This is a genomic window from Bradyrhizobium sp. USDA 4461 (assembly GCF_054055655.1).
Genome location: NZ_JBSRXM010000001.1, coordinates 4,339,543 through 4,361,465, shown reverse-complemented (window position 1 = coordinate 4,361,465; position 21,923 = coordinate 4,339,543). Strand labels below are relative to the sequence as shown.

The 21,923-nt window shown below is 58.7% G+C and carries 16 protein-coding genes; 7 read left to right on the top strand and 9 right to left on the bottom strand.

From position 1 onward, the window contains the following. Positions 1 to 922 precede the first annotated feature (922 nt). From ACVINW_RS20140 to ACVINW_RS20120, 5 genes are read left to right on the top strand one after another with little or no spacing between them, the layout of a single operon-like run. Entirely contained in the window at positions 923 to 2,437 is a 1,515-nt protein-coding gene (locus ACVINW_RS20140; RefSeq protein WP_456752892.1) for an FAD-dependent oxidoreductase, read from the top strand. A 28-nt stretch (positions 2,438 to 2,465) separates the two neighbouring features. Beyond that, positions 2,466 to 3,776 carry an aminotransferase class III-fold pyridoxal phosphate-dependent enzyme gene (locus tag ACVINW_RS20135; RefSeq protein WP_456752891.1) on the top strand — a complete coding sequence of 437 codons (1,311 nt, stop codon included), beginning with the start codon at positions 2,466 to 2,468 and terminating at the stop codon, positions 3,774 to 3,776. A 29-nt stretch (positions 3,777 to 3,805) separates the two neighbouring features. Further along, positions 3,806 to 4,747, top strand: a complete 942-nt coding sequence (locus tag ACVINW_RS20130) for a sulfotransferase family protein (protein WP_456752890.1) — start codon at positions 3,806 to 3,808, stop codon at positions 4,745 to 4,747. Continuing rightward, entirely contained in the window at positions 4,744 to 5,991 is a 1,248-nt protein-coding gene (locus ACVINW_RS20125) for an MFS transporter (protein ID WP_456752889.1), read from the top strand. Before ACVINW_RS20130 ends, ACVINW_RS20125 begins: the two co-directional genes overlap by 4 nt. A gap of 17 nt (positions 5,992 to 6,008) precedes the next feature. Continuing rightward, complete coding sequence (locus ACVINW_RS20120; protein ID WP_456752888.1) at positions 6,009 to 7,370, top strand: condensation domain-containing protein; 1,362 nt, start codon at positions 6,009 to 6,011, stop codon at positions 7,368 to 7,370. A 1,044-nt stretch (positions 7,371 to 8,414) separates the two neighbouring features. On the opposite strand, the gene ACVINW_RS20115 is transcribed toward ACVINW_RS20120, so the two are convergent. Then, positions 8,415 to 9,062 carry an FkbM family methyltransferase gene (locus ACVINW_RS20115; RefSeq protein ID WP_456756450.1) on the bottom strand — a complete coding sequence of 216 codons (648 nt, stop codon included), beginning with the start codon at positions 9,060 to 9,062 and terminating at the stop codon, positions 8,415 to 8,417. A gap of 481 nt (positions 9,063 to 9,543) precedes the next feature. Here ACVINW_RS20115 and groES point away from each other — a divergent pair, with 481 nt between their 5' ends. Together groES and groL are read left to right on the top strand one after the other, a co-directional pair. After that, entirely contained in the window at positions 9,544 to 9,858 is a 315-nt protein-coding gene (gene groES / locus ACVINW_RS20110; RefSeq protein ID WP_456752887.1) for a co-chaperone GroES, read from the top strand. A gap of 83 nt (positions 9,859 to 9,941) precedes the next feature. After that, the gene (gene groL, locus ACVINW_RS20105) at positions 9,942 to 11,582 is read left to right on the top strand and encodes a chaperonin GroEL (protein ID WP_456752886.1); all 1,641 of its coding nucleotides are present in this window, start codon (positions 9,942 to 9,944) and stop codon (positions 11,580 to 11,582) included. Between the two features lie 1,484 nt (positions 11,583 to 13,066). Here the strand turns inward: groL and ACVINW_RS20100 are convergent. The 8 genes from ACVINW_RS20100 to ACVINW_RS20065 form a co-directional block, all read right to left on the bottom strand. Then, on the bottom strand, positions 13,067 to 13,279 hold the full coding sequence (locus tag ACVINW_RS20100; protein WP_456752885.1) for a hypothetical protein: 213 nt from the start codon (positions 13,277 to 13,279) through the stop codon (positions 13,067 to 13,069). Between the two features lie 297 nt (positions 13,280 to 13,576). Then, positions 13,577 to 14,248 (bottom strand): hypothetical protein, encoded by a 672-nt coding sequence (locus ACVINW_RS20095; protein ID WP_456752884.1) that lies wholly within the window; start codon positions 14,246 to 14,248, stop codon positions 13,577 to 13,579. A 68-nt stretch (positions 14,249 to 14,316) separates the two neighbouring features. Next, entirely contained in the window at positions 14,317 to 15,489 is a 1,173-nt protein-coding gene (gene alr, locus ACVINW_RS20090) for an alanine racemase (RefSeq protein WP_456752883.1), read from the bottom strand. Between the two features lie 30 nt (positions 15,490 to 15,519). Further along, on the bottom strand, positions 15,520 to 16,590 hold the full coding sequence (locus ACVINW_RS20085) for an NAD(P)/FAD-dependent oxidoreductase (RefSeq protein WP_456752882.1): 1,071 nt from the start codon (positions 16,588 to 16,590) through the stop codon (positions 15,520 to 15,522). Beyond that, a complete protein-coding gene (locus ACVINW_RS20080; RefSeq protein WP_456752881.1) occupies positions 16,587 to 16,919 on the bottom strand; it encodes a cupin domain-containing protein in 333 nt (110 codons plus the stop codon). The genes ACVINW_RS20085 and ACVINW_RS20080 overlap by 4 nt, the downstream gene beginning before the upstream one ends. Positions 16,920 to 16,975: 56 nt before the next feature. After that, on the bottom strand, positions 16,976 to 18,286 hold the full coding sequence (locus tag ACVINW_RS20075) for a lysine N(6)-hydroxylase/L-ornithine N(5)-oxygenase family protein (protein ID WP_456752880.1): 1,311 nt from the start codon (positions 18,284 to 18,286) through the stop codon (positions 16,976 to 16,978). A gap of 25 nt (positions 18,287 to 18,311) precedes the next feature. Beyond that, the gene (locus tag ACVINW_RS20070; RefSeq protein WP_456752879.1) at positions 18,312 to 19,529 is read right to left on the bottom strand and encodes an MFS transporter; all 1,218 of its coding nucleotides are present in this window, start codon (positions 19,527 to 19,529) and stop codon (positions 18,312 to 18,314) included. Then, positions 19,526 to 21,187, bottom strand: a complete 1,662-nt coding sequence (locus ACVINW_RS20065) for a class I tRNA ligase family protein (protein ID WP_456756449.1) — start codon at positions 21,185 to 21,187, stop codon at positions 19,526 to 19,528. Before ACVINW_RS20065 ends, ACVINW_RS20070 begins: the two co-directional genes overlap by 4 nt. Between the last annotated feature and the right edge of the window lie 736 nt (positions 21,188 to 21,923).

Here is a 21,923-nt window from a genome sequence, read left to right as displayed (position 1 = left end):
TACTTAGCTGCCCGCGAGAGATCGGGTGGATTTTCATGGTGCACGCCGCAGCTCAAGCGACTTGATTCGCACCTAGCGTCACGTTGTAGCATTTCAAAGCAGGACGCGAAGGGTCCCGGGCGATCTGGCGGGGCCGCTCGGCCAGAGGCGTGACAACGATACCCATGAGGTCGGCGCTGCTCTAGGAGGATCTTCGAAATCATGCCGATCAGATGAGTGACGATGAACAGATGATCCGGGCGTCCGTGCATTCGGTGAATATCGACTTGGTAAAAGAGAAACAACACCAGACTATTCGACATCGATCCTTTCTAGAATTTGCGGTGAACGCTTCGCCGCAAACAACCGTCGGCAGCCCTCCCTCTGTCGACGGGAGCTGGCGCGACGCTCAGCAGCCTCGTGCGCCCAGACTGACTTCCGCCCGGCCCTCGAAATGAGGCCGGGCTTTTTTTCCGCATGATGTGCGGCTTTGGTGTTTCTGCCACCCGGCGCTTGGTGGGTTGCGAAGAATTCGGGAGATTCGATAGCCTTGGTCTGCAAAACGCGAGCCGCATGGCCTTAATCCAAGAAACTCGCGAGCGCCGCTCATCACACCAGGGACGCAGGTTAGCTGGACCGGACAACTGCCTGCCTGATCCCATAATTCTATTCGATGGTCTCGCGGCTTCTGAAGAACCATTAGTCATATTCATGCGGTTGCGGCTTGGATGGCCTTGAATCGTACGTAACGTCACATTGTACGATCTTGCGGTAGTTCACGATGATACTCGGGAGATGATCAGCTGAGCGAAACCACACCGGACAGTCTTGGGTAATCGTACAACTGCTGCGCGTTCACTACGGCAGCTGTCTCAGGCAGCCGGTCACTGATGAATGGGGCTTTGATTGCGCATCGTCGATATTTGTTGCTAAGGGCGGGATCATGAGGGCCGATATCGTTGATGTATGCGTAATCGGGAGTGGTGCGAGCGGCTCGACCGTTGCTTACGAGATCGCCCAGCACGGTTTGCGAGTGCTCCTCCTCGAGGAAGGTCGGGCGCTTCCTCCCGACGCCTCGCTGGCGAGCGTCCAAGATAGTATGGATACCGCGCTGGTGAAGTCTGCGGAAGATACGTTGACGCCGTTTGGACGTCCCTGGACCGCGTGCGCGCTCGGTGGCGGAATGACTTTGTACGCCGGAATAGCCTTCCGCTATCGGACCACCGATTTTGACGCGCGAGCGCGCGTGGCCGGAGACGCGCTTGACCCTACCTGGCCGATCAATTACGCCGAACTACGTCCGTTTTACGACGAGCTAGAACGGCGCATGGGAGTGGCCCGCCTGGCCGGCGCAGACCGGTTCGAACCACCGAGCGATCCTCCCGTTCTGCCCCCGCATGATTACAGCGCGAAGGGGCGGCTGATCGCCGATGCCGCCGGGCGCCTCGGCCAGTTACCGTTTCCCACCCCATTGGCTATCAACTCCGTACCCTATCGCGGCCGGCCAGCCTGCCATTGCAACGGAGCTTGCAACGAGCATCTGTGTCCTACCGGCGCGCGGGCCGACGCACGCTCGCCATTCACGGATGTCGCCCTTCCGCCCGGCGCGCTGACAGTTGCACCCGGCAGCAAGGCAGTGCGCATCGACCTGGCTAACGTCAGCCGCGCGGATTCCGTGGAATGGCTGGATACTCTCAGCCGACAACGCGCTCGGATCCGCTGCCGCTGCGTGGTGCTCGCCGGCAATGCAGTGCAGTCTGCCGCCCTGCTGCTAAGGTCGGCTCAGCGGGCGGCGCCCAACGGCATCGGCAACGCCTCCGGCATGGTCGGTAGTGGTATCTCGTTCAAGATCAGCGGCTACGTGTCCGGCAGCACCGCAATAGATGCAATGCCCGCACGCCCCGCCGGTGGCCCATTCTCCACCGTTGCGATTTCCGATCACTACCTGGACGACGAGGCTCCTTCGGGACTCGGCGGAATGATCTACGAAGCAAGTCGGGTTGAGCGCACGGACTGCGACGGGAAAATAACACTACGGCTGCATTTCCTGGCGGCCGACCAGCCGATGCGGAACAATGCGGTCCGACTGGCTACCAGCCTGGACCGGCTGGGTTTGCCGAAGATCATTCTCGATTACCGGACCCATCCGCTGGACATACGTCGATTAGGCTATTTGTGCCGACGTGCGTCGAACGTGCTGTCGGAGGCCGGGGCGAAACAGGTCGAGTATCAGGACTCCAATTATCAGTTTGGCAGCGGACACCTGCATGGCGGCTGCCGTGCCGGTGTCGACCCGACCCAATCCGTGGTCGACCGCTGGGGCCGGGTACATGACATCGACAATCTTTACGTCGCGGATGGCGGCTTCTTTCCCTATTCGGGAGGCGTCAATCCGACATTCACCATTCAGGCGAACGCGTTACGGATCGCTCGAAGAATAGTCACGCAGCTCGCCTAAGGGCATGATTATCAAACGGAGACGGCTCATGTCCATCGCCACCCCGACTGCTCCTGCGGCCGTGACCGACGCGCGCGGATCACCACTACGCCGTGCGTTGCGCGTCACCGCGTCGGAGAAGTGGGATCTCAACAGGCGTTTTCCGGTCGTAATGACGCGCGCTTCGGGTGCGCATGCATGGGACATCAATGGAAGGCAATATGTCGATCTAACCTCCTGTAGTGGAGCTGCGCCGCTAGGAGCCGGATACGAGCCGGTCGTGGAGCACGCAGCCGCCGAGATGCGCCGTACTGGCGGCATATTGCCCGGCCCCCTGTCCGTGCATCGGGTCGAATTGGCGGAGCGGTTGGCGGAGATCTTCCCCGTCGCGGAACGTTCAATGTTCTTCCGCACAGGATCGTGTGCGACCACCGCCGCCGTCCGCCTTGCCCGCGCGTTCACAGGCCTGAACCATGTGCTTACCAGCGGATATCATGGCTGGCACGACTGGCAGTTGCAGGACCGGCCCGAGATGGGGTTGCCCAATCGGGATCGAGACAGCGTGGATTTCCGCTACAATCTGGACTTGCTCGACGAGCTGGCAAGTGTCCAGCGCGTCGCCGCGGTGATCATCACTCCGGAAGTCAACTTCTTTCCGCCCGAATACCATCAGGAATTGCAAAGGCTGGTGCATCGGCACGGCGCCTTGCTCATCCTTGACGAGGTGATGACCGGATTCCGCTACGGCATTGGCGGCTACCACATGGCGGTCGGCCTCACGCCCGACCTGATCACGCTAAGCAAAGGATTGGCCAATGGAATGGCACTGTCCGCGGTCGCGGGGCGCGCGGACGTGCTCGCCGCCGCCGAGAAGACATACATGGGCAACACTTACCAGCGCGAGGTTACCCCGTTCGCAGCCGCACTGAGCACCCTGCACGCGCTGCGCGACGGGACCGTGCTGGCCCGGATGCGCGAGGTTGGCGATCAACTGATCAAGGGGCTTAACGAGGTCTTCGCCAGACAGCAGGTCGCGGCATGGGCATTCGCCTGGCCGACTATGTTCGATGTCGTATTTGCCAACGCCGAACTTGGCCACGGCTTTTTCCAGGAGATGTGGGCGCGGGGCTTTCTTATGCAGTACGGCGGCCGCTTCATGCCGTCGGCGGCGCTATCCGGCGCCGATGTGCAGGCGGCCATCGAAGCCGCTGGAGAGGCTTTGCCGGCGGCGCTGTCCCGCATGGAAAACATCGGCGGCGATCCGGATCCAGTCGCAGCCGCTGTACGGTTCGCCAGGGACCATTTCGTGGCCACTCCGGGGGCGGTTCGGCGCTGGTTCACCGCGCCCGGCTGCGGATGAGCACGCATTTTCCAACGGAGAACACGGCCATGCCGCTGCCCAATCCATTTTCCACATCCCCGGTGCTGCTCGGCGGCGAGAACCGCTCGGGCACCACATTGCTGAGCATCGTGTTGGATTCGCATCTGGATTTGGTAGTCGGACCGGAGATAGACTTCCTCGAACCACTCAATCTCGGTCCGCACGTCTTGCGCGCGATCGACCTGCTGGCGTCCGGCGATTCCCGGGTCGCGGGCATGACCAAAAACACTGTCGACCCGATCTGGTATGACGGGGTGCATTTCGTGGTCCAGTGCCGCCGCTTCGGCCTCGACTTCGATGACATGCGTGAATTGGTCAGCAAGGTGATGGCCGAGACGGGCGACGATATTGTTTCGTTCGCCGCCCGATGCCGCCTTATCAACGAGATCGGCGAATTGCGTCGAGCACGTAGCGGGGCCCAGCGCTGGGGCTTGAAACTGCAGCGTAAGATCGCCCAGACCGACGACTTCGCCCGGCTGTGGCCACGCGCACATTTCGTTCATATCGTGCGGGACGGCCGCGACGTAGCCGCCTCTCATCTGAATACCGTTCCTGATTGGGGATATCGAACGGTTTCCGATGCCGCGCGCGGTTGGCTCGAAGTGGTGTCCCGGCCGCATCGAATTGCGCCGCCTGACCGTTATCTTGAGGTGCGTTACGAGGATCTTGTAAGCAGTCCCCGTCCCACTCTGGCTCGAATTCTGGACCACCTCGGCCTGCCTTGGGATGAGGCCGTGCTGCGTCACGCTGAATACGAGCACGTATTGTTCGAACAACCGCACGGCCATCCGGCGGCCGAGGCTGCGGGCAGGCCGCTGCACCAGGGCAGGATCGGTCGGCACGTCCAGGATCTGGCGCGAGCCCAGATCGATGAGTTCGAGCAGATCGCGGAAAGTGAGCTGAGCCGACTGGGATATCTGTCGGTTCGCAGCCTGTCTGGCGACGCGTGAGCCGCCCGCGCTATCCCGCTCCGCTGCGCGGACTGCCGCGAAGTTATCTCGCGTTGCTCGTCGGCCAAACTATTTCGCTGCTGGGCTCCAATGTAACCATGCTGGCGCTGCCGCTAACCGCAATCACCTTGCTGGATGCTGGCCCGACGCAAACGGGGCTCCTGCTGGCCTGCGGTCGGGCGCCGTACCTGGTGGTGAGTCTGTTCGCCGGGGTCATCGTGGACCGCCTCCCGTATCGGCAGATCCTTTTGACCGCCAATTTGGCGATGGCGACGACGCTTGCCACGATTCCCTTGTTCGCCAGCCTTGGACATCTTGGACTGGTTCAGTTGTACATGACAAGCATGCTGGTTGGGGTCGCTGCAGTGATCGCCGACGTCGCATATCTGGCGTGCATACCCACCGTTCTGGAGCGCTCCCAGCTGGTTCGGGCGCAGAGTTCATTGGAGCTCAGCCAAGCGGGCGCGATGGCGGCAGGTCCGTTCCTGGCCGGTTGGCTCGTCACCGAATTCTCCGCCCCGTCCGCAATACTGGCGGACTCGGTTTCGTTTCTGGTTGCCGCCGCGTTGCTGTCGCTGGTGCCGATGCGTAGCGGTGGGGGCTCGGAGGCCGCATCGAGCGCGGTGCTCGGCCAAGTGGCAGAAGGGCTGGCGAGCGTGTTCGGCAATCCGATTTTGAGGGCAGTCACGTTGGCCAGCGCGACATTCGTCTTTTGGCACAACGCGTATTCTGCGGTCTTTCTGCTGCATCTGACCAAGGGTCTCGGGTTCGACGCCCAGATCGTCGGCATGGTGCTCGGCATCGGTGCGCTGGGCGGAGTGGTCGGCGCGGCGATCTCCCCGCGGGCGGGCCGGGCAATTGGCCTCGGCCCAATTTTAATGGTTGGTCTGGCAGTGAGCGCCGGAGGAATGGCCGTGACGGCCCTCCTCACCCAACCCTTGTGGGCCGCAGTCGCATGCGTGGCGCTCTCCCAATTCATTCTGTGGATCGGCCAAGGAATTTACAACGTGCAGCAGGTCCCCATTCGATATGTGTTGGTGCCGCAGCACTTGCAGGGCCGGGTCAATGCGAGCATCCGCAGCGTGGTGTGGGGATTGGCCTCATTGGGTGCGCTGGCCGGCGGCGCGGCCGCTGCTGCAACGAGCCTGCGTACCACGTTACTCGCGAGCAGCGTGCTTGGCACGGCCTCGATAGCGTGGATTTTGCGGTCGCCGCTGCGCACCACGCGCAGCTTGCGTCCGTGACTGCGAGGCACCCGCTCATGGACCTCAAAGAGTTCGTCGATCTTGATCGGCGGCCGGGCCGGCTCCTGGTGTGGCGAGTCAACGTCCCAGCCCCTGTCAGGTGGCGCCCTGACCCACGCCGGCCCTCCTATGTTCAAGAGGAACATCTTCGCTCTGCGGACGATGGCCAGCCGGGTTGGCTTGGCGCAGCATTCGAGTTGCCAGGTGAGTTCAACGCCGCCGCGCTACGCAAAGCGATCCTCGGCTGGGTCAACCGGCACGAGGTATTACGCAGCCGCTTGACCAAGGAGGGATCTACAATTCATCGCACAACGATTGATCCAGACGCGGTCGCGCTTGAGAAGACCGTTGAGGGTGAGCAGGTCGATGCCGACGACTTTGCTCAGCTCCTGGAAAAGCTGTTCGACGCGGAGACCAATCCCCTGCGCTGGCCAGCATATGTCTTTGTGACGATCAGCCGGCCGACATCGACGAGCCTCCTGCTCGCCTGCGACCACTCTGTTAGCGATGCCTATTCGATGGCCTTGGTACCGCATGAGATCCGCGAACTGTACACAGCCGCGATCCATGGAGTGGCCCCCCTGCTGGCACCGGTGCACAGCTATCTGGATCACGCCGAGGTCGAGCGAGAGCGACTGACAGGCCTAACCGATGACCATCCCGCGATCGGCCACTGGCGCGAACTGATCGGGGCGAACGGCGGTCAATTACCCGACTTTCCGCTACCATTCGACGTTCCGGCGCGATGCCTGCAGCGCAGCGGGCAAATGTGGCTACTCGATGCGGCTGGGGCATCCGAATTCGATCGCGGCTGCAGGTCTCAGGGCGGAAACGCGGCGACGGGAATATTCGCCTGTCTGGCGCTGGCAGGAAAGACACTGGCGAACCAACGGCAATTCCACGCCGTTGCGCCCTTTCACACCCGGTACGATTTGCCATCGATGCGTTCGGTTGGATGGTATGTCGGGATGAGCCCGGTGAGCTTCCGGGTGGCCGATACGTTGCCTGAAATCCTGCACGCCGCCCGGCTCGAGCTCAAACGCGCCAAGAAAACAGCTCAAGTGCCGTTTTCGAAGGCCATGGAGCTGATCGGCACCACGCTGCGCGACCGCTTTATGGTCTCTTACATGGACAACCGGACGGTGCCCGGGTCGGACTGTTGGCGCCATTGGCGGACGAAGTTTCTGATCAGCCGCAGCTCTGATGCTTGCGAGACGTACCTATGGGTCAGTCGCTGGCAGGACGGGATTTCCGTGAACTTCCGCCACCCTGGCACAGCCACCGCGCGAAGCGCAATGGACCACTATCTTGCTGAAGTGGCTGCGCAGGCTCATCTGATCGGCCGCGCACGTCCACCGCCGCGACGCTCCATCGACTGACGAAGGCAGCTGACAGTTGACCAAGAGCCGCCCGCGCTACAATCAGATCATCCGCGATTGGGTGATCCGAAGCGAGGTCAAATCCGGGAGGTCCGATCAAACCCTACCGGGACCGGTACCTGCAGGGAGGCCGGCGCAAGCATATGCCTATGCGCTCCATCTTCTGGTTTGGACGAACTTATCACGGATGGCTTGCGAGCGATCAAGGTGATCGTGATCAGCCCGACTCGACACAATTCGTATTCCTGAAAGTAACAAACACAGTGCCGACCTGCATGTCGGATTTAGAAACCGATCAACTGCGAGGCAGCATCCCCGTATGCGGTTTTTCCAAATCGAGTTAGACTATGGCACGGCCGTTGCAAGTCTACGTTCAATGAATGGATTCCTTCCTGCATGGAACGGATTTTTTCGCGATTTTGTGCTGATGCAAATGTATTGGCAACGTGATGACGCAGAGGCACCCATCGACGATGCTTTCTAACAGCGATCCAGAATACGAGCTGCAGCTGACGAAGACGACCAACGCGCTACCAACCTCACTGGGCGATTGACTTGGGCTGAACAGGACTGCTTCAGCATGCCTTCTGATCGACACAATAAAAGTACTAGGCGCGCAATCGAAGTGGCGAGCCTAAAGGATCTACGAGAACTGACGCAGTTGCTCTGGCATTTATTCAAGACAGTTGACCGGCTTCCCAGAGGGCCAGAGCATGCAGCAGCAGTTCAGACGATCAAGCGCTTAGAGCGTCGGCTGGCGGTTCTGGTTCATGCATCTGAGAAAGCTCGAGCTGCTGGCCCCGGGGTCGCTAGCCCTGCCAGCTCGCTGAATAAATGATTGCCACACGATCAACAAAATCATCGAAAGATCCTACCTATGGAGCATCGCCAAGACCCGCATGGCGACTGGAGATCGTGAAAGAAATGTTCAAAGCGCACCTATCCGGACGACAGCATCGTTGTAATCGGCCGTCGTGCAGCGGCACGCGGGAGATTACGCGGCAAGTCTTACAGGGCTGAATGAGGGCCGGATAGTCGCGGGCGCTAAAAGCGCGTATTCCTGAGCAGGATATCACCTTCCACAGCGCGTGGATAATGGGCCGCCACTTCGAACGACGGCAATAGTTCGAGAATGGCTTGCATCGACAGCTGCCCTTCGTAGAGCTCTCTGTCGCTATATTCCGTGTAGATGAATCGCGTGTTGCTCAAGGTCTGCATGCCGCCGGCGATGACGTCGGCCTCCGCGCCCTGGACATCCATCCAGATGAAATCGACCGTATTCACCTTGGCGTCGCTGCACCAATCGTCCAGCCGTCGGGTTTCAACCGAAAACGGGCGATCGAACCGAACCCAATCATACTCGGTAAGATGGTTTTTCGGCCGGCGTATTGAACCGGAAAGATCCCATTCTTTTGCATCTCCATCCGCATTGCTTGGATGGAAATCGATCGTCCCGTTGCGATCACTGATCGCGATTTCAAGCAGCTTCACCTTCTCGAGGGAAGGACCCAACTTCTGTTTGAAGCGCGCGATCGCCCGAGGGTCCGGCTCAAAGCAGTAAAGCCGAGCTTGTGGGCACAGGGCAAGAAAATGCTGCGTATCGGTTCCGTCATTGCAACCGATATCCAGGATGACCGGATCCGGCTTCTGAAGAAGCGAGATGATGTGCTGATGTACTTCTACAGACGACACAGGTTGTTTTTCCATTGGCGCGGAGATTGGTTGAATTCGTCCTCAAATCCGCAATCACACGGCAGACGCTTCGGCACAACGTATATCAACGTATATAATTTATACGCTGGTCCGATCCCTCAGCGAAATGCCGTCGATATCAACCAGGCCGGCCGCATAGTTGCTCCCCAGCCGAGTTCGTACGAGCAGATTTGGTCGCGGGCCGAGAAAGACGAACCGCGGAGAAGCTATGGAAAGAGACTGTCGGCGCTCGATTACCGTCAGGTCGCCCTCCTGAGGAAACGCAATGTCGGATTCGTAACAGCCTGGGAAGCTGTGTACATGAGAGTGCTTGCTTCCGAACGAACACAGAGCCGGCCAATACGCGATTCAGCAGAACTGCAGGCGGATTACTCTGCTCATCTCTGGCCTGGCTCTTGCAACAGTGGGGCTGTTCACAATGTGCCCATCGTCCACTTGTTCAAATGCTCAGGAGGCCTGCATGAATTTCCGTCCGCTTCACGACCGCGTCGTGGTCAAGCGCATCGACGCTGAAGAGAAGACAGCTGGCGGCATCATCATTCCCGACACAGCCAAGGAAAAGCCCTCGCAGGGCGAAGTCATCGCGGTTGGCCCAGGCGGCCGTGACGACAGCGGTAAGCTGATTCCGATCGATGTGGAGGTCGGCGATCGCGTACTTTTCGGAAAGTGGTCAGGAACCGAGGTCAAGGTTGACGGTCAGGAGCTGTTGATCATGAAGGAAAGCGATATCATGGGCGTTCTCACCGATGTGTTTTCCAAGAAGAAAGCCGCCTAGTCCAGCGCTCCCACCGCTCACCCCCGACGAGCGCCCTGCCGGGCGCACCGCAGGATGAGAAACGACACAGAGGAATTCGATTTATGACAGCCAAGGAAGTCAAATTCGGCGTAGAAGCGCGAGACCGCATGTTGCGTGGTGTCGACATCCTCGCCAATGCCGTGCAGGTCACCCTCGGTCCGAAGGGCCGCAATGTGGTGCTCGAGAAGTCGTTCGGCGCTCCCCGCATTACCAAGGACGGCGTCGCCGTCGCCAAGGAAGTGGAGCTTGAGGAAAAGTTCGAGAATATGGGCGCCCAGATGGTGCGCGAAGTCGCGGCCAAGGCAGCGGACGCGGCCGGCGACGGCACCACCACGGCGACCGTGCTTGCGGCGGCCATCGTGCGCGAAGGCGCCAAGTCGGTTGCCGCCGGCATGAACCCGATGGATCTGAAGCGCGGTATCGACCTCGCGGTCGAAGCCGTCGTGGCCGACCTCCAGAAGAACTCGAAGAAGGTCACCTCGAACGAGGAGATCGCCCAGGTCGGCACCATTTCGGCCAACGGCGATGCCGAGATCGGCAAGTTCCTCGCTGACGCCATGAAGAAGGTCGGCAACGAGGGCGTGATCACGGTCGAGGAAGCTAAGTCGCTCGAGACCGAACTCGACGTCGTCGAGGGCATGCAGTTCGACCGCGGCTACATCTCGCCCTACTTCGTCACCAACGCCGACAAGATGCGCGTTGAGATGGACGACGCCTACATCCTCATCAACGAGAAGAAGCTCTCGTCCCTGAACGAGCTGCTGCCGCTGCTCGAGGCCGTGGTGCAGACCGGCAAGCCGCTGGTGATCGTCGCTGAAGACGTCGAAGGCGAAGCGATCGCCACCCTCGTCGTCAACCGCCTGCGTGGCGGCCTGAAGGTCGCGGCCGTCAAGGCTCCGGGCTTCGGCGATCGCCGCAAGGCCATGCTGCAGGACATCGCGATCCTGACCGGCGGCCAGGCCATTTCGGAAGACCTCGGCATCAAGCTCGAGAACGTCACGCTGCAGATGCTCGGTCGCGCCAAGAAGGTGATGATCGACAAGGAGAACACCACGATCGTCAACGGCGCCGGCAAGAAGGCCGACATCGACGCCCGCGTTGCCCAGATCAAGGCGCAGATCGAGGAGACCACCTCGGACTACGACCGTGAGAAGCTGCAGGAGCGTCTCGCCAAGCTCGCAGGCGGCGTCGCGGTGATCCGCGTCGGCGGCGCGACCGAAGTCGAGGTGAAGGAGCGCAAGGATCGCGTTGATGACGCGATGCATGCGACCCGCGCGGCTGTCGAGGAAGGCATTCTCCCGGGCGGCGGCGTCGCCCTGCTGCGTGCCTCCGAGCAGCTCAAGGGCCTGCGCACCAAGAACGACGACCAGAAGACCGGCGTCGAGATCGTGCGCAAGGCGCTCTCTTGGCCGGCCCGGCAGATCGCGATCAACGCCGGTGAAGATGGCTCGATCGTAGTCGGTAAAGTCCTAGAGCAGGGTGAGTACTCTTACGGCTTCGACGCCCAGACCGGCGAGTACGGCAACCTTGTCTCCAAGGGCATCATCGACCCGACCAAGGTCGTGCGCATCGCCGTCCAGAACGCTTCCTCGGTAGCGGCACTCTTGATCACCACGGAAGCGATGGTTGCCGAGCTGCCGAAGAAGATCGCGCCGGGTCCCGCAATGCCTCCGGGCGGCGGCATGGGCGGCATGGACTTCTAAGGTCCGGCCGCTCAAGGCGATCCACGAAATGCAGAACCCTGGCAGCAATGCCAGGGTTTTTCGACTTCGGCCAGTCTTGCACCCGCGGGGGGCTATTGCCAGCCGGAAGCTGACGGCTGGCCCCGAAAAACCCGACGGCCGACCATTGAGCCATTATATCAGCGCCTAAGTTAGCTAGCCTGACGTCTTCGGGCGCCGCGCGGCCTTGAGCAGAATGAATGGGCATCAGCATAGCGGCGGATGAACCCGTAGTGTATGCTACGGAAAATACGCTGACTGTGTTCCACCGCGTGCCGGAATGCGTTTTGCCGATCACCACCGAATATTGATGACGTTCCATGAGCACATGTCCTCGGATCGCGGGTTTCGGACCTCTCAATTCGAAGCCAACGTTCCAGATCGATCCAGGGATCTGGTGTGTGTCAGCATGTTATCTAGTTGAACTGGGGGAGCACAGGGCCGCTTAGATGATGGGGTATGAGTTTTGACTAAGGAGCAACTTGCTCGAGACGCCGCAGAGATATTTCGATTGCTGCGTGCATTTCGATCGATCAAAAATCAAGCCGCGCGGCGCCGCGTTATCGAGGCTGTAGAGGCAATGGTCGAGGGCCGCAGAGCCGACGAAGCTCTGAACGAAGCCGCGAGCGATGTACATTTACTATAGAGTTGCGTTAGCAAGCCGCGGACCTCGACATTCGGGTGGACAACGTTTCTTCCGAACACGGTGTTTGGCATTGTCGCAGCTATCTGACCAGGACAGTTGTGGCGGCGTGCCAAGATACTTCTCGGGAAAGCAGGGCCATCTGGCGGTGGCCAGGAATAAGTTCGGCCCGGGCGATAGAAAGTCGCTGCGGAGGACACCGCGCTAACGGATACGTCACGAGCGCGCTCGTTACTCGAATCTCCTTCAGGCATGGACGATCGATCCGGCTGATCGAGCTTGGGAGAAATAGCGCCGACAAGCTCTCTGGTAGCACCCTGATTAGCCACAACGCACCAAGATCACGTAAAGAAGCGGCCCACCGAGGGGTTGAAGCTAAGCTCACCGAGCCGCCGGTCGCCGAAAATCAGCGGCCGAAAAACACGAAATGAAAATAGCCCCCCGCTGCGCTCGCATCATCGGAATGCATTTGGGTTCCGGAAATGACGCGTGTGACTCTCAGCCAATACGCGTCAACGTCCCGCCTGACGGGTACCACGATCCTGCCCTTTTGTTTGCTCACCGGTGTCTTCGCGTACATCGGTTTGGACGAGCATGCCATTAATCGCGTCCACTCCGCGAAAGCGGGAAATAGTCCCATAAAGCCGCTCGCTATCACTGTAGGCAGGTGCGATCGTTTGGGTTGTTGCAAGCGCTGACGTCTCGTCCGGATCACTGGAAGGCGCTCGCTCGCGAAAGGAGCTTTGGCACTCTCGGCCCGCCAATAAAACGCCGCGAATTTACGGTCGTTCGCAACCTATTTGCAGATCACTCGTTGTAAGTATCAAGCCGGCGTGCCAGCCAAGGTTTTCATCGAGCGACTTAGCGGGAGCTTTCGCCGATGGTAGCCATGGATTCGGACATCTTCGCGGATTTGCTCGCTGACCGAGCGAACGACACGTTTCTTTCGCCAGTTCCTGTTGAGATCGATTGGAATGCAACTGCCTCGAGGAACGACGAGAAGGTCGTTCCGTTCGTTCAGGTAGACGTCGTACATGGAAGTCCTCTCTCCGGCTGAACATAGGCCGAAGCTCAGACTCTTTGGTGACTTGGACGACACAGTCGCGAGAAAGTGCACAAGGGATTTGCTTTCGGAACGCCGAAGGCTGCGCAGTACGATTTCAGCCTCATCGCAAGAAGCGGAGCGAAGCCGAAGCAACACTCCGCGACGCCGCCTCGATCGGCACGAGCCTCAGCTCTCGGTTTGGCACGGCCCTATCCTCGTCGTTGCCTCATTGGGCTGACAAATGACGGTAGCATTCCTTGTTGCTTGTTGCCGCCTGACGTCGACGATCTAACATCTGCGTTCAGCATCTTGACCAGCTATTTCCTGGTGACTCTTCTTGAAATGGAGGAAGTTACAGACATCAAAATATTCTATGTCGTTCAAGCGGAAGCCATACGCCGATACGTGGTTCACGAGAAAGATCGGATCGAAAGCGAACGCTTGGAACCCGTTCGAGCAATCTAACCGAACATAGTCATCCGTGCGCACCACCTCCCGAACGGCAATGCCGCAAAGATCATAGTACTCGCGGCGAGCCAATGTTGCCGTCTCGCTCGTCGAAAAAAGCGACAAAGCTAGATCAAATGGCGTTTTACAGACCAGCGTCAGAAAGTCGATCGGCGCATCCATCGTACCAAGAAAATTAAATGGCAGTATGCAAAGCACCCTTTCCTCATATCGGCGCATTATCTCCTCGATCAGCCGTGTTCTTTTGAAGAACTTTCCGGCCTCACAACGGATCACTGCTCCTCTCCTGCTCTTTAACCGGCGCACATGAGGTGGACTTATATCGATGCCAAGATAATCATTGTCGTCGCTTTTGATGCCGATAAGGCGATAGCCGCTGCAACCTACTTCTATGATCAACCCGTATCGGGTCGCATCCAGGAGATCGAGGTAGAACAGTTTCTCGCGGCGGTGGAATCGACGCACCTCAGCGGTGAAATAGGTCGGACGCATGAGACGTATGCCTTCATCGCCTAGATAAATCGCCCGATTGACTTGCTGGGATCTGCAAGTGGAGGAGTTCACCGGTGCCTCATATCATTTCGTTCGGATGAGACGTAAAGCCTGCGGCATCGCCGTCCGATGCCTGTGGTCAATTCATCGCTCAGCATTTTCGCGGATGACGCCATATCTCCAACGGTTTGCTCGGGGCAAATGAGGTCCACCACCGTACCGGGCCGCGTCCAATTCTCGTGCAGGTCAGTTACATCAATGGTAATAACATCCATTGAAACGAACCCGACGATAGGGACGCGACTCCCACATATGAAGACATGCCCCCGATTGCCGAGCGTACGCGGAAATCCATCGGCATAACCAATAGCGGCCGCCGCGATCCGCATCCGCTTCTTCACAGTGTAGGACCTGAAGTAGCCAATGGTTTCTCCGCGCTCGACTACACGGGATTGGATGATTTTCGTTCGTAGACGGACGACTTGCCTTGGTTTGAAATCGGGATCATCGGACGTCGAGAAGCCGAAGATTCCTCCACCCGCTCTTATGAGATCAAAGTGAAATTCATACCCGGCGAGCAATCCCGCCGAATTCGATAAAGAAAGAATCGCATTCGGGAACAAATGGGCAAGTCTGCGAAACCGATTTAGTTGCTCGAGGCAGACCTCGTTTCGCCACTCTGCACAAGCGAGCTGGCTCATGAACAGCACGACAGGCATTTCCGATAACGCGCTTCCATTCCTGGCGATCGTGTGCAGCTCATCAACGGAAAAGCCCAACCGAGACAGGCCCGTGTCGACGTGAATTCCTGCTGGCAGCGCACGATTCCGAAGCCGGCAATGCCGAAGCCAAGCCTCCAATTGCTCCCTGCTGTTGAGGATTGGCAGCAAATTGTGCTGCTCGGCCGCCAGCTCCATGCCTGGCATAGCGCCGTGGAGCATATAAATCTTTGCGAACGATGGCACCTCATCGCGGAGGGCAATGCCTTCCTCCACATCGGCTACGAAAAAGTGCGCGCAACCGAGCGAAGCCAGGAAGGGCGCGATCCGTGCCGCGCCAAGACCGTAGGCATCAGCCTTGACAACGGCGCCGCAAGCGCTGCGAGGCGCAAGCGCCTGGCACTTGCGATAATTGGCTTCAATGGCGCTGAGATCGACGATCATGGTCGATCTCGACGTCTCGCGGCCAGGAGCTGCAAGATCATGCTGGGGATCGGCTTCCATACTAATCGTATCTGGCATTTGTCTTCTCATCACGGCACGCCGGCGAACCTATCGGTGGTGAGAATACAGAGATCCTATTGCGTCTTCCGCACACGCGGGCCCGAAGCGAAACCCGTTACCCGCTCCGCCGCCAATGACATACAGTCCGGCGACATCTTGAGCTGGACGAGAGAACGGAACACCATCGTCTGAATAGCAATCGCAAAACACACGCGCTGATGCCACCGCAGGCATGTCCGGGGAAAACCATTTTGCCAGGATTGCGTTGGCTCGCGCCAGATCGTCCGTACTGACCTGCAGCCCGCCGGCGTCAGGCCTCACATCCCATTCTTGCGATGTGAAGCTGAACAGCCAATACCCCTCCTCCATCATGGGAATGAGGAATGCGTAGTCATCGAACAAGCCGATCATTGGACAGTTCGCGGTAGGACGCGCCGCCAAGTGAAGTGCAACGACCTTTTTTACTCGCAATCGCGGCTCGTCCGCGAGATGCGCGCGCAACGGTGATCCTTGAAGCCATGGACCGATTGCCAGAATGGCTCGCCTTGCCGAGCGTTCGGTATCATCAGAGGCCTGAAGAAGGATACGGTTTGACCCCTGCCGTATCCGTTCGATAGATGTGCCCTCGCATATCGAAATTCCCCCGGCTTTGAGCCTTTGGGCCAAGTCCTGAAGAATGGAACGGACCGGGCAGTAAGAACCACGATCCAGCATCACGGTCATATCGTCGGGAACCAAAAACCGCGGCAGCGAGGAAAGCCTCTCTGTGAGCGTGAAGGATGCTGATGGGACGGTATCGCCCACGCAATTCATCTGAGCGAGTTCACTCGGATGACGCGTCAACCAGAACACGTCACAGTTCCGACCATCGGGCCACCGCCCATCGGGATAAAGCTCTCGCCAAATCTTCGAACCGCGATTGAACAGGCTTCTTTCCCTTTCATTACGGCCGATGTTAATTTGGATTCCTGGAGCAAATCCACTGGCACCCGCCCCTACCGTCTCTCGTTCGAAGATGACGATTCTGTCCCGAGGACTACTACGCGCAGCAATGAAGGCGGCACTCAGGCCCATGACGCCAGCTCCAATGACCGCCAGGTCATAAATGCTGTCGGTCATCGGGCCCGCTCCCAGGCGATGGACAAAGCACTCAGAACTTCGCTGCCACGATTTTCTAGATAGTGGGTTCGATCTGGCTGCAAAAACACCAGATCGCCTGCCTTAATAGCCAACTCTCCATCATCCGTTATCACCCGACCATGGCCGCTTGTGATGCGCCAGATCTCGCAGGAAGGATGGGAATGAGGCGTCGACACCGCGAACGGATCCAGTCGGAATTCGATGAGTTCGACGGGACAGGCGGTCTCTGACTCTCGGACGGGTTGCAAGATTACACCAGGACTATAGACCGTCATTTCACCCAGGGTCATCAACTGTGCGTTCTTCATGGTATACTCCGAATGACTATCGGCTGGTCGTGACATGCCGCGGACCCGTTCGCCGGTCAGCAGGAGGCCTCAAGATCAACGCCATCCCACTTGACGGCACCCGTTGCAGGCCCGCAATCGTAAGCTGCGCGGCCGATGATCGAATTGAGGATCAGCGAGGCGCGCCAAGGAACCAGGCTGAGATTTGTATCAGCGATGCCATGTTGAAAGCGTGCGCCGTTTTGGACGTACAAACGGCACTTTCCGGGACCGTCAAAGCGTGCCGAGAACTCCTTGTCGACCATGATCTCTTGGGAGCCACCCGGGGCATCCAAGACCGTGAGCCGACCTTCGATCGGCTTTAGAAACGAAGGGATTTCGGTGCGGTAGCCTGTCGCCAAGACGACAATGTCTGCGACATGCTGTGAACAAGTGCCCGTCTGCTGGTGCCGCAAGCGCAAGCGAAAGGGAGAGAGCCCGCGCAAGTCTTCAGCCGTCGTGGCGACGCGTATTTCCACATGCTGCGGGTAGGACCGCTTGTGAACTTCGCGATCGTACAATGCATTGTAGATAGCGCGCAGTGTCGAGCCATTGACGCCGTCGCTGGCCAATGACTGTCGCTCAAGAATTTCCTTCCGGGCCGCCGCACTCTTGTCAAAGAACCAATCACTATATTGTGGAAAGAACCATTCATTGACAAAAGGACTGTCTTCGAGCGCGAATATGTTCGCGCGGCGCGTCACCCAGGTCAGAGTTGCCAACGAACCGCACGCGCCACCGAGCAGATGAAGAAATATTTCGGCTCCGCTTTGGCCGCCGCCTACGACCACAACGCGCTTGCCGGAAAGCTCACGCCGCCGCAGGAGAAGGGTGCTCCCGTGAAACACCTCGTTTGGTGGTGCATTACGGCCCCATTCGGGGACAGACGGTACCCTGCCCACGCCAACCACAATCGTACTGGTTTGGTAATTGCGGCAACCCGTTATGATATTGAAGAGCTCGCCGCGCAATTCGACTGCGGTAACGTGCTCGCCAAATCGAATGTTTGGGAGCTTCGCCGCTGCCCAGCGCAAATAGTCTTCAAATTCACTGCGGCCGACACACGCCAGTCCCCGCACAATGGCTTGATAAAGTCGCCGTTTATCATGCAAATAGGCGAGGAAGCTGTATGCGCTCGTCGGATCCGCCGGCGTGACCAGGTCTTTTAGCGGGCTGGTTTGCATGACCGACCCTGCTATGAGCAGGCCGGGATGCCACTTGAGGGTCTCCGAACTCTCGAGGATGTTCAAGGAGACTTCCGGAATTGGAGTTGCGAGCGCTGCCAAGCTCAGATTGGCCGGACCCGCGCCAATCGCGACTACGTCATGGTTATCGGTTTGCTTCGGCATCCCGTGATTCTCCGCAAGAAGCTGGTCAGTGCGGCCGGCCGGCCGAGAACACCTGTGTCGCAAGAATTGCCGTATTGGCGACGACAAGCATCATCATGCTCATCAGAAGATGATCGAAGCTGCTGGCCTTCACGATTTGTCCGGCGATGCTCGGAAATCCGAACAGGCCGACGAAGTAGGAGAGCGTGAATACCTGAGACGCAATGGCAAGGGGGGTCCCATCCTGATCGGCAAGATCGACGGCCATGCTGTTCAGCGTCGAATAGCTTAGACCGTATCCCAGCGCGAACACCATTGTTCCGAAGATGTAGATCGCCGTACTGTCTACATTTACGAAGAGGATCAGCAGTCCGGCAATTGTGCACATGAAGAGCACGGCGATCGTGCGTTCAATGCGGAATTTTCCGATGATCGGTGCAACCGCAAATCGCATGAAAACGGCGGTCAGCGTGAAGACGAGAAAGAACGTGTCGGCAGATTGCGCCCGGGACGCCGCGTAAAGCGTTTGGAACGTGAAAAGACCTGCGAAAACGCATCCCCCTACGCCGATCATGATGATCGGATAGCGCGTGCTCGATCTGAAGACCTCCATCACGCTGTCCAGGGTGAGACCTAGATTCGGCATTCTCGGTTGAGCAGCGTGGGCCACCCTGCTGCCGGCAAACTCGAAGAAGGTCGCGCCGACCAGACATGCCGCGGCGAACAGGGCATAAACCGCAATATAGGATCCTGCAGTGTCGGCGACGGCGCGCGCGAGAGGAACAGCAAGTCCAATACCAAGCATTTGAGACCCTGAAAGCAGGGTAAGATACTTGATACGAGCCTCAGACCGGACGTGCCTCAGGACTTCGAGCGGCGCCAGCATATAAAAGCTGGACCACCCAATGCCGAGAAAAAATCCACCGAGGTAAGCGAAGAGCGTCGAAGTTGACGCTGATGCGAAGCATGCCATCGCGATCGTCATCATCACCGCGGCCGCGCTGATAGTTCGCGTCAAGCCAAGTGAATCGGCGACACGGCCGACGACGAGCGAACACAGTATTGTCGCGATCGTGCCGGTCGAAATGACGGCGCCAGCGGTCGTGGCGCTCTGCCGAATCGACCCTAGGGCATCCACGAGGAAGAAGCTTGAGCCATAGGATGTGGCCAGGCTGATACTACCAAGCATGAAAGGGATGGAAACTTCCAAGGGGACCGTACTGGGCAGTTTCTCCGCCGGAGCGGTGTTTGCGGCGCGCGTCATGCTGCAATCTTCCCCGGAAGGCATCGTGCAATATCCGCAACCGCCAACCTGCGCCCACCGATCTGCGGTGCGGTTCCGCATCGTTGGAATAAAGGTGTCGATGCACGTGCAGCAACGGGATGTCCACCATGACCGAGCCAGTGCCACAAGGCTCCTGCTATCTTGGGCATCAGCGGCCAAGCCAGTATGCTGAAGCCCATAAGCCAAGTGTAAGCGCACTGATGGTCCGGCGCGCCGTCAAGATGATCGACCCAATCGATGACCGGTCTCGACACTTGTGATACGCGCAGATGATCGAGCGAAAGTGCGGCGCACTGCTTCTCATAGAGCCCATCCAGCGTGACCATCATGGCGCTATCGACGTGACATCCAGCAAGAGCCGGCATCGCGTCTATGGCCTCCGTGCAGCGGTCGATGGCCGCAGATAGCTTATCGAGAACGGCATTGTAACGATGGACCAGTTGTTCTGGCACCAAATCGGTCTCAGCTTCTTCCGGGCAGATTTCGGACAGGTAGACTCTAAGTACATCGACGGATATATCTGGAATCCTGGCAATTTCACCTGCCCAGATCACGTGCCCGCGACTGGTCGAGAACTTCGATCCGTTCAGCCGAAGGAAGTGATTAAAGAAAATTCGATCGAACGAACGAAACGAGTTCTGGCTTAACGCGCATCCAGTAACTCCGACAAGCATCGGAATGGTGTTATCGATACCGGTACCGCCGATGAGAAACGCATCGGACTCGCGCGCAAAGGGACTTGGCTTGCCCGCGTCCTCCCTGTCCTTTTCCCCGCAATAGAGAGAATGAGCGTAGAGTAGCGAGGAGTAGCTAAACAGTATCTGCTGGGTGTCGAAATGCCGCGACTTCCAGGCCACCCCGTGGAGTCCTGGCACGGTCAGACGCATTCGCTGTCCTTTGCGCGCGACATATCGATGTCCTATCTCCAGAAAGCCGGCTTCGATGGCAGTATCGTCCCAAGCTCTTAGAAGCAGGTCCTTTTCCGAAATTGAAAGGAACGCGGAAATATTCTCTGGCCACTCGACAATCCGCCCGCGCCTCGATAACGGATTCAACGCTTCCTCGGGCTCGAAATGATGTCCACACCGTTCGCAGAAGAAGCTACCTGCTGCGGCCAGGCAAACCGGACAGGTAGCACCGAACCAGCCTCCGATGCAGAACCGCTCTTCCCGTGGTGTGGCGGCAGAACCCGCATCGTCCATTGGCAAGTGCACCGCGGAGAAATGCAGCGAGCCCGCTGCAGACAGGGCGCCCATGAGCGCGTTGCCGACCTTCGAAAAGCGCCGCAGATTCCTGCCATACGCCGGATCATCGAAATGATCGAAAACGACGCCTACCGAGGCGAGATCCTCGACGATTTTTCTATGGAAAGCATGGGCTAGGTCGGACGGATCGACGTTCTCACGGGCCGCTCGAACCAGGACATGATTCTCGAAACCGTCGGTCGTCAGTCCCGAACGGACATGATGGCCCGCTCTCTTGAGGTGCTTCTGCACAATATCCATTCTGAGGTACGGCCCCGCGGCATGTCCCAGATGTGCTCTGCCATTGGCTGTCAAGTTGACAGGAGATACGTACACATCGACGGGATACGCATTCGCTACGTTCAACCGTGAGATCGTCGGGCTTCTTCTCATATCCGCACGAGTGACTTCTATGAACAGATATCTGGAGCGTCCAATCTCTGGAAACACCAAGGCGCACGCGGCTCGCGGGCTCGTGGACCCGATCGGAGTGCGTATTTCGAACTTGGCTTCAGACGTCGAAGAACTGCAACGTTTAGTTCAGGATTCAGTGCAGACGACGCTCTTTCGCTGGATACTCGACGTATCGCTCCACCACAGCTAGCAACATAGGTAATCTCCTGCTGACGCCGTGAATGAAGCAAGCGGCGCGCCAACTGAAGTCGCTGTTCTACGCGCTTTCTCAGGGCCTGAGTACGTCAGCTTTCCGACATTCGTCACGAACCGCCGGCGCGGCTTCCACATTTCCGACAATGCGTTGACGGCGGCCTCGAGTGCCCTCCAGTCGACGACGCTGGGATCGAACTGCTCGGGCCCCATGGGCGCATTTGTTGTGTTACGGATGTGATCGTATCCCTGAGGCCCATTTGATTGGCGCTTGACATCTATTTTGAGCGCGTGGCGCAGTCGGGGTCGCTGATGGCGTCGAGGTATTCGGTATAGCCTGGCGCAGCGCCGTTGCCATTCTGGTCGTGGACAATCCCATTAAGGTTTCCTGAAGGTTATTTCGCCGCCAGCAGATGACTTTGCGTGGGCCCAACCAGCCGCGTCTGCCCCGCAAGAAACTGATCATGCCCCTGCAACTGCTCGTGCGGCAGAGCGTAATCGGCCGCGATATCATCACCTGGCA

Excerpts from the sequence above, each read along its gene's own strand:
- ACVINW_RS20130 (WP_456752890.1), top strand. The coding sequence starts at position 3,806 with ATGCCGCTGCCCAATCCATTTTCCACATCCCCGGTGCTGCTCGGCGGC.
- ACVINW_RS20095 (WP_456752884.1), bottom strand. The coding sequence starts at position 14,248 with ATGCGTCCGACCTATTTCACCGCTGAGGTGCGTCGATTCCACCGCCGC.
- alr (WP_456752883.1), bottom strand. The coding sequence starts at position 15,489 with ATGCCAGATACGATTAGTATGGAAGCCGATCCCCAGCATGATCTTGCA.
- ACVINW_RS20120 (WP_456752888.1), top strand. The coding sequence starts at position 6,009 with ATGGACCTCAAAGAGTTCGTCGATCTTGATCGGCGGCCGGGCCGGCTC.
- ACVINW_RS20070 (WP_456752879.1), bottom strand. The coding sequence starts at position 19,529 with ATGACGCGCGCCGCAAACACCGCTCCGGCGGAGAAACTGCCCAGTACG.
- ACVINW_RS20140 (WP_456752892.1), top strand. The coding sequence starts at position 923 with ATGAGGGCCGATATCGTTGATGTATGCGTAATCGGGAGTGGTGCGAGC.
- ACVINW_RS20100 (WP_456752885.1), bottom strand. The coding sequence starts at position 13,279 with ATGTACGACGTCTACCTGAACGAACGGAACGACCTTCTCGTCGTTCCT.
- ACVINW_RS20080 (WP_456752881.1), bottom strand. The coding sequence starts at position 16,919 with ATGAAGAACGCACAGTTGATGACCCTGGGTGAAATGACGGTCTATAGT.
- ACVINW_RS20085 (WP_456752882.1), bottom strand. The coding sequence starts at position 16,590 with ATGACCGACAGCATTTATGACCTGGCGGTCATTGGAGCTGGCGTCATG.
- groL (WP_456752886.1), top strand. The coding sequence starts at position 9,942 with ATGACAGCCAAGGAAGTCAAATTCGGCGTAGAAGCGCGAGACCGCATG.
- ACVINW_RS20065 (WP_456756449.1), bottom strand. The coding sequence starts at position 21,187 with ATGAGAAGAAGCCCGACGATCTCACGGTTGAACGTAGCGAATGCGTAT.
- ACVINW_RS20075 (WP_456752880.1), bottom strand. The coding sequence starts at position 18,286 with ATGCCGAAGCAAACCGATAACCATGACGTAGTCGCGATTGGCGCGGGT.
- groES (WP_456752887.1), top strand. The coding sequence starts at position 9,544 with ATGAATTTCCGTCCGCTTCACGACCGCGTCGTGGTCAAGCGCATCGAC.
- ACVINW_RS20135 (WP_456752891.1), top strand. The coding sequence starts at position 2,466 with ATGTCCATCGCCACCCCGACTGCTCCTGCGGCCGTGACCGACGCGCGC.